Origin of the sequence: Aliirhizobium cellulosilyticum (assembly GCF_014198105.1) — a bacterium.
GTDB lineage: Bacteria > Pseudomonadota > Alphaproteobacteria > Rhizobiales > Rhizobiaceae > Neorhizobium > Neorhizobium cellulosilyticum.
In genome coordinates this window covers 1-7,505 of record NZ_JACIGW010000021.1, presented here as the reverse complement: position 1 = coordinate 7,505, position 7,505 = coordinate 1, and the positions used below count along the sequence as shown (strand labels likewise).

The 7,505-nt window shown below is 53.5% G+C and carries 7 protein-coding genes and 1 other annotated feature; of the genes, 4 read left to right on the top strand and 3 right to left on the bottom strand.

Annotated elements, in window-relative coordinates; translation table 11 throughout:
- Nucleotides 1–757: methyl-accepting chemotaxis protein (locus GGE33_RS27780; RefSeq protein WP_281388901.1), on the bottom strand; the 757-nt coding region annotated here is incomplete at its 3' end.
- A 574-nt stretch (nt 758–1,331) separates the two neighbouring features.
- Between GGE33_RS27780 and GGE33_RS27245 the strand changes: the two genes are divergently transcribed.
- Nucleotides 1,332–1,505: a hypothetical protein gene (locus tag GGE33_RS27245; RefSeq protein ID WP_183830595.1), complete on the top strand. Its 174-nt coding sequence runs from the start codon at nt 1,332–1,334 to the stop codon at nt 1,503–1,505.
- Between the two features lie 562 nt (nt 1,506–2,067).
- Here GGE33_RS27245 and GGE33_RS27240 read toward each other — a convergent pair.
- Complete coding sequence (locus GGE33_RS27240; protein WP_183830593.1) at nt 2,068–2,373, bottom strand: ArsR/SmtB family transcription factor; 306 nt, start codon at nt 2,371–2,373, stop codon at nt 2,068–2,070.
- Between the two features lie 90 nt (nt 2,374–2,463).
- On the bottom strand, nt 2,464–4,635 hold the full coding sequence (locus GGE33_RS27235) for a putative bifunctional diguanylate cyclase/phosphodiesterase (protein ID WP_183830591.1): 2,172 nt from the start codon (nt 4,633–4,635) through the stop codon (nt 2,464–2,466).
- A gap of 665 nt (nt 4,636–5,300) precedes the next feature.
- Nucleotides 5,301–5,355: a sequence feature (sul1 is cis-regulatory element that is thought to sense ions involved in sulfur or methionine metabolism; They are found in Alphaproteobacteria), on the top strand.
- A gap of 211 nt (nt 5,356–5,566) precedes the next feature.
- Between GGE33_RS27235 and GGE33_RS27230 the strand changes: the two genes are divergently transcribed.
- The 3 genes from GGE33_RS27230 (at nt 5,567) to GGE33_RS27220 (ending at nt 7,463) form a co-directional block, all read left to right on the top strand.
- Nucleotides 5,567–6,250 (top strand): DUF707 domain-containing protein, encoded by a 684-nt coding sequence (locus tag GGE33_RS27230; RefSeq protein WP_183830589.1) that lies wholly within the window; start codon nt 5,567–5,569, stop codon nt 6,248–6,250.
- Between the two features lie 297 nt (nt 6,251–6,547).
- Nucleotides 6,548–6,811, top strand: a complete 264-nt coding sequence (locus GGE33_RS28100; protein WP_183830586.1) for an FAD-dependent oxidoreductase — start codon at nt 6,548–6,550, stop codon at nt 6,809–6,811.
- On the top strand, nt 6,783–7,463 hold the full coding sequence (locus GGE33_RS27220) for a UDP-galactopyranose mutase (protein WP_183830583.1): 681 nt from the start codon (nt 6,783–6,785) through the stop codon (nt 7,461–7,463). The genes GGE33_RS28100 and GGE33_RS27220 overlap by 29 nt, the downstream gene beginning before the upstream one ends.
- Nucleotides 7,464–7,505 lie beyond the last annotated feature (42 nt).

Genomic DNA, 7,505 nt, shown 5'->3' with positions numbered 1-7,505 from the left:
CCAGGCGGGTGCGCTCGAGAGCGTTGTGACGGAAGACTTCGACGGCTTCGGCCATCTGGCCGATTTCGTCCTTTCGGTCGAGACCATCGATTGCAACGCGGGCATCGCCGGCGGCAAGCGACGCCATACGTTCGCGAAGGCGCGCCATCGGAGCCGTGATACCCTTCTGGGCGATCGTCAGTGCCAACACGATAGCAACGGCGATACCGATCAGCATGCCGATGAGCGCTATCTGGATCGTCGACGAAACCTCGTCCGTCAGCCGTTGAGTTCCATTCTTGATGAGCTCTGACATGGCGGCGTTGTTGGCGCCAGACTTGGCTGAGAGATCAACCGTCAATTGTTCAAGTCTTGAAGAGATGGCGTCAAACTGGATCTTATCGCCGGCCGCATGTGCTTTAAGTAGGTCGCCACCAACGGTGACGAGGGCGTCAAATCCGGCCAACAACTCGTCAATCGCGGCCTTGCGACTCGGCACAAGGCCTGGAATTTGTGTCAGGCGTGAACGCGCTCCAGTCATCTCGGTGGAGAAGCGAGTAGAGAACTCAGTGAACCGCTCCGACTTGGGATCCTGATCAAGCGCGCGATTCAGCCAATTGACCGCCGTCCACATCCCAGCAGCCCCGCGGGGACCGTAGGTGGCAGCCGTCCCTTCATTCAGCAGAAAGTCCGAATAGGAGTGGTTGGCGGCGTTGAACTCCTCGGTCACGAACAGGAGACCGCCTAAAGAGATAACACCGAGAATGGCGATTGCCATAAGAAATTTAGTCTTGATCTTGAGATGCTTGAGCATAAAATTACCTTGGATGACAGCTGAAGAAGCTGGCGCGCGGCGGTTTATTAATTGAGGCGGTGCACATCATGCGCAATGAGAACAAAGATGTTCGTGGATTCGATGGAAGAATAGTTTTTCATCCTAAATAATACATTAAACGTTGGTTTTTTTATCAGCCTCAACCAAAATTGAAATTTAGCAATTCTGGCTACGTCCCCTGTATTACATTCAATACATGACCGCCGGTCTCTGGTTAGCAAATGTCATCCAGCATGTCTTTTGCCGACCAGGAATATCGTTGGCGACCAATGATCACAGACGACTAATCGGCGCACGTGATTTATAACTTTCGGCGCATCAGCCAGGCAGCCTCCATGCAGAACCCCTCTTCAGATTGGTTGAGAGGAACAAGCTCAGCGGTCTAGAACCCAATAATTGACAATTGCCATGTCCGCTTTGTCGCGATATGGCTCGTTTCTGCAGGTGATAGTGGTAGCAAGTTGGAAACAGCCAGAAGACATAGATCGCTGCTTTGCTGTCTGAGGAGGAGCAAAGATTGGAGGTTTTCGTAGCCCGACAGAACATCGAACGTTACCGAAATCTGTTGGCACAAAAAGAATGGACCGATCCGGAGCGACAGATGCTGATCAGTCTTATCCGCGAAGAAGAGGCAAAAATTTCCCGCGCAGAGGAAGGTAAAAATTCGCCGACAGGTCTTGACGGGGCGTGAAAGCGTTTCGCGTTTAATAAGTCTTATACACAGCTGCGCTGTTGGCTCGCTTTCGCGGGGCAGCCTTAGGTTTTGACATTGTGCGTGTCGCTAGCCTCTGGGAGCCCAGGATGACTTCCCGGCGATAAAATGGGTGAACTGCGCGTCGATCCAGTTTTCGAAGATGCGACTATCCCTCAGCGTCAGAAGTAGGCCCTGCGGCGATCGCACCGTAGTGCGGTAAATGATATGGGCAGCACTCTCGCGGCCCACAAGCGTGCATCAGGCGGGGTTGACTTAGCTACCGGAAATGCAGCGAAGCGCTCGGGTTGGTGTTTCCGTCATACGCAGACACGACAAACAAGCTCAAACAACTCTATCAGATGCAGCTGATGGAGCTTCTCCATACGTTAGCAAAGCGGATTAAGGATTAGACAGACGAAAACCTTTACCACGTAGCTGGCGACACGTGTAAGCTTGGGCCTACTCTACGCCAAGCGAAAGTTGTGCGGCGACTCTGCGCCAAAAGCGTCGCTATTCCTCCTGAGAGCCTTCCAAGGATGAAGCGACGGCTTCTGACCGATCACAAAATTACCGGATCAGGCACGGGTGGTCCCTCAAGGACAGCAAGGACAACGGATGCTGAGGAGCCAGCTGGGAGTGAATAATAGATCGTCTGAGCACTGCGCCTCGTCATGACCACGCTCCGGTCGCGCATCTTCTTCAGGTGCTGCGAAATCGCGGACTGGCTCATGCCTACACGGGCCGCCAGTGCTGTAACCGAGATTTCTCCCTGCTCAAGTATTCTCAGGATTTCCAAGCGCACCGGACTACCGAGAATGTCGAGCAGTTGGGAGGCAGCTTCCAGGTCGAAGGAGAAGGTCGACATTTAATATGATTCCGAATCAGTATTTGCGCATATGATAATAGACGCAGTGAGCACGGGCAATATCCACCATATATCCCGGTTGACCGCTTCTCATGCAGTAGCGCTGGATTGCAACTGCAGTAGAGAAATTATTCCCGCGCGGGCCAATGGGCGGGACAGGTGGAAACCTTGCAGGTGGTCGCAACCTAGTCCCTTGAGAAGTTCCAGTTGCTCAGCCGTCTCCACGCCTTCCGCTGTGATCTTCAGCCCCTTCGCCTGAGCCATAGTGATTATTGCCGCAACCATGGCCCTGCTATCGCTGCGATGCAGGTCATCGATGAAGGACTTATCGATTTTAATTCTATCGACCGCGAATTTCTGAACTCGAGAGAAAGAAGAGTAACCCGTGCCGAAGTCATCTATGGCGATTTTAACGCCGGCGCTCCGCAAGATCGTTATACTCCGGTCAAGCTGACGATTGTCTCCTATGGCGACGCTCTCCGTTAACTCGATTTCCAGCCGCTCGGGTGACAATCCCCGGTTTGCCAGAGCCGTCATTATCCGAAGCGAGTAGGCAGGTGATTGCAGCTCCAATCCAGACGCATTGATTGAAACCGTCATTTGCGGAAGTTCGGACAGAACGCTGCAGGCATCCTCCAGAACAATAATGCCGATCTCATGAATTAGCCCGGTTTCTTCGGCTATGGGAATAAACTCCGTGGGGCTGATATATCCACAGGTGGGGTGCTTCCAACGCACAAGTGCTTCAAGCGAACATGCTGCCTCGCCCAGGGCGGAGTAGACCGGCTGATAGAAGACTTCTATTTGCTCTCGCTGCTCGATTGCTGCACGCAGATCGTGTTCGAGTTCGCGGCGCTTGCGAAGAAGCTCGGCCATATGACTGCCAAAAATTGCATACGTGTTTTTGCCGGCCGCTTTCGCATGATAGAGCGCAATATCGGCCTGCCGGGTAAGCTCTACAGGATCGCAGCGGCCCTGCGATAGCGCGACACCCACACTGGCACCGATCACGATGTGGGCCCCATCGATGTCGAATGGCCTCTTAAGACATTTGACGATATCGTCCGCGACTTGGCCCACCTGTTCGACAGCCTGTTGATCGAGCAGGAGTGTGAACTCGTCACCGCCGATGCGGGCCACTACCGAGCTCGGTAGCAGTTCGGACATTCTTGATGCAGCCATTGAAATCACTTTGTCACCTGTGGGATGGCCGAAGGTGTCGTTGACCTCCTTGAACCGATCCAGATCAACGAAAAGCACACAATGCTTGTCCTCCACATTCGCTTTTGCAACGCGGGCTGCGAGCTGTTCGTTGAAGTAAAGTCTGTTGGCCAACCCGGTCAAGTTGTCGTGGTGGGCCTGGTGGCGAAGGGCTTCCTGGCTTGAAGCAAGCCGACTGGACCGACGCCAGATCGCGCCTCCCGCCAGGCTAGCTGCAGCAAATAACGCAATCAGAGCAAGGAGCAGAGCGGGTGAAGTTGCCTTGAGTACACTTCGGCCGGGTCGAAATGGCTTCCAATGAAAATAACCGACAACCGCTCCTGAACGTGCCTTCAGCGGGACGAAGGAGCGCTCTTTGTCCTTTGGTCGCTGAACGCCAAATTCGAGGGCGGCGAACTCATATTCTTGGCCGATCAAGGACGGTAGATCCCTGTCAAGGAAACGTACCGCTACGTGCAGGTTCTCGTCCCCGCGAACCTGTTCTACCTCTCCGCTATCCGAAACGATCGGTTTCACACTGACTATTGCGGGGCGGAACCCGACATAGATCAGGTCGACCTCTCCTATGGAAAGCGTGCGATCGTCCATCCCTTCAGTATCCCCCGCGGCAAGTCTTTGCTTCAGCCGCTCCGCAAGCGGCAAATACGCGGTAGCGAGGTCATCGGTACGCGGCGGACGCTCATTAGTGGCGATATACTGATAAATAGGCTTTAGATCTTGCCCGAGCACGACGGCCGCATCATGTCCGAAATATGTATGCATCCAGACACCCAGATTGGCATCCAGCCAGTCTCGATCCCGCTCCAACGCTCCGCGGACTGCATCGTCCCAGACGGTCGCACTTTCTTGCTCGTGTGCCACTCCCGCCCTAAGTTTGGAAACCACAAGATTAACAAGATCTTTCTGTCGCGCCGCAGCTACTTCGTCGGCTTGTCCAGCAGCCCAATGTAAAGTGATAAAGAGGAGCCCACAGATTAAAATCGAAAGGAGAGCCGGAAACGCCCGTCGGAGAAACCAGTGTGACAGCAACTGCTTGGGCATCGGGGACCTGCAATAAAGTTTCGCCCAGTAATAGTTGGCGGCGGTTAAGGCCGTGAAAAAAGAGTTGGTTACATTCCTGTAAAACGGTGTGTAGTAAAGTCGCATCCCAAGAGCGTGAACTCGTAAAATTCGAATTGGAATGAGGAAGCGGATCTGGAGACCCGCTCCCGCTCATAGCCCTTGGTGAAGATTTCTACTTTCGAACAGCTCCCTCAAGGCTCCTGATAGAGCCAACATATCTTGGCGGACCGCTATGACCAGTGCGAGCCTTTCAGGAATTGGGCTTGAGTTCACGCCGGTACCGGGCTCACAGCATCGTACGATGCCGGGCCTTCGAAGGAATGTTGCGGGGTCGACAGTTTGCCTGAGCCGAACACATTACCACCACTCCCGAAGATCGCTGGTTCGGCCTTACCGTGCCGCTACACGAAGATCTCCAGCCGGGTGTCCGCGAGGTGCTGGAAGAGGTTGTGCTTAAATCTCAGGTCGTTTCCGACGAGCGTGCCTAATCGATCCCATGTACTCTTCCGGGTTGGTTCTCAAGTCGCCAAGTATTATTGACCGACCAATACCGATCGGGCGGTTTTTCAGAGTGTTCCAAATAGTCAATAAATGTTTCACTTAATACTTGCAGCAGGCCGCATGCCATGTATTCTGTCATCGAACCTGGATCCCACGTCACGTGGGTGGCTATCCCAGCCGCCTGTCCGCTGGGCAACTTAATCTCTCTTTCAGTGAACAGCTGAACTATTGGACGAGATTTAACCGACAGGTTTTACTTAATAGTTAGTTCCATTGGCCAGTCCATTCTATCGTTTGCATACGATCTGACTTGCCCACTTGGCGAAAACTTTCACATCCAGTTCCGCGCTTGGAAACGGATTACCCGCGTCCATGTTAGGATTTCTGGTGGTATATGGGGAGTCAGTCTATGCATTCCGGCGGCTTAGTGCTCGGCTCGAGGATCAAGGACAAGTCACCACGCGGTTTGGCTGTGGTTCGCTGTGGAGACAGCAGTCTACATCGGAATTGGGCCACGGGTCGGCGCCATTTCGATGTCGGGGTCAGTTATTATGGATCAGACTCTGCGGTCGAATTTCCGGAAGCTGACTACGTACATCGTTGCAAAGGCGGCAAGTGGGATGGCCTGTTTCTTTTCTTCAAACAGTTTCCCGAAGCGATTGACCGCTATGACTACTTCTGGCTTCCAGACGATGACATTGATGCCGTGGCCGCTGATGTTGACAGTCTCTTCGTGCTCGGCATTGAGAATAACTACCATGTCTACCAACCTTCACTCGATGAGCGCTCCTACTATTCGCACCTCATCACGCTGCGACATCCAAGTTTTGATGTCCGGTATACAAACTTCGTAGAGGTGATGGTACCTTTCGTTAGCCGCGAAACACTCGTTCGCTCACTTCCCATCATCGAGAAGACCGCTAGCGGCTTCGGGCTTGATTTCCTTTGGCCTCAGATGGTTCGCGAGATCAAAGGGGAGGCGTACCGGGGCGTCGCAATCATTGACGCGATCACGGTGCGTCACACCAGACCCGTAGGCGGCAATCTTCACCAGTTCATGCGTGACACACGACGACAAAGTGCCATGGACTAGATGGATGCTACGATGGAATGGATAAAGGACGCGCGTGGTGCAAAGATCAATGGCGTCGGTGTTCCTCGCATTCGCATATTGTCAGGTACGGTCCGTAGTGGTCGCCATCTCAGTGGGCTGGCGCTGGCGCGTCGGGTCGGGTTAGACCTTTTGTTCCGGCTCACAAATAGATCTCAGCCGGTCAGGTGGGTTGCTGCAGTTAAGCATGCTGTGAAAGCCGAATTTTTGAGCCAAAGTTTGATCTTGCCAATCGCCGGCATAATTCAATCGTTGCCGCACATCTGAAAGAATAGGGCTATGGCCAAGCTTCTCGTTGTTGGGGCCGGTTTCGCCGGCGCGGTGCATGCTCGGGAGCTTGCGAATGCAGGCCACGAAGTCGATGTCATCGATAAACGTGACCATATCGCCGGCAACTGCTTTGACTATGTCCACGACTGCGGAGTGCGCATCCACCGGTACGGGCCGCACCTGTTTCATACCTCCAACGATCGCGTGGCCGAATGGCTATCGCAGTTTACCGGGTGGCTGCCATATGAGCATCGAGTCGTGGGCGCTCCTTGAAGACGGGCGCAAGGTACCGTTGCCAGTAAACCTTGATACTATAAATGCCGTGTTTGGCACCGGCCTCGAAACAGCAGATGACGCGATGTCCTATCTTGCCTCGGTAGCCCTTCCACGGTCACCGGTTATCAGTGCTGAGGACCATCTTTATTCTACCATCGGAAAGGAGCTGACCGACCCGTTTTTTTGTCCTTATACGAAGAAGATGTGGCAGCTGGATCTGTCCGAAATGGATGCCGCTGTCGTTCGTCGTTTACAAATACGCACCGATCGTGATCCGCGCTATTTTCCCACCGACACATTGCAGGCGTTGCCGACGGATGGGTATACGAAAGCGTTCGAGAGGATACTCGATCATGACCGAATCTCTGTCCGGTTGAGTACATCGTTCTCCAGGGACTACATGGCCGGTTACGATGCTTGCTTCAACAGCATGCCGATAGATGAATTATATGAATTCGATCTCGGTGAGCTGCCCTATCGGTCTGTTCGCTTTCACGTCAGTGACCATCTTGCTGAGACGGCTGAGGGTCTAGCAACGATCAATTACACAGATGCTGGTCCCTACACACGAGAGACATGGTGGCATGTTCTCCCCGTGGAGTTGCCCCTTAAAAACCGGACAGGATCAGCTTTCGGTTTGACGGTTTAAGAACTCACGAGGCGAGCAATACCCCAATGCCTTATGCGGGTG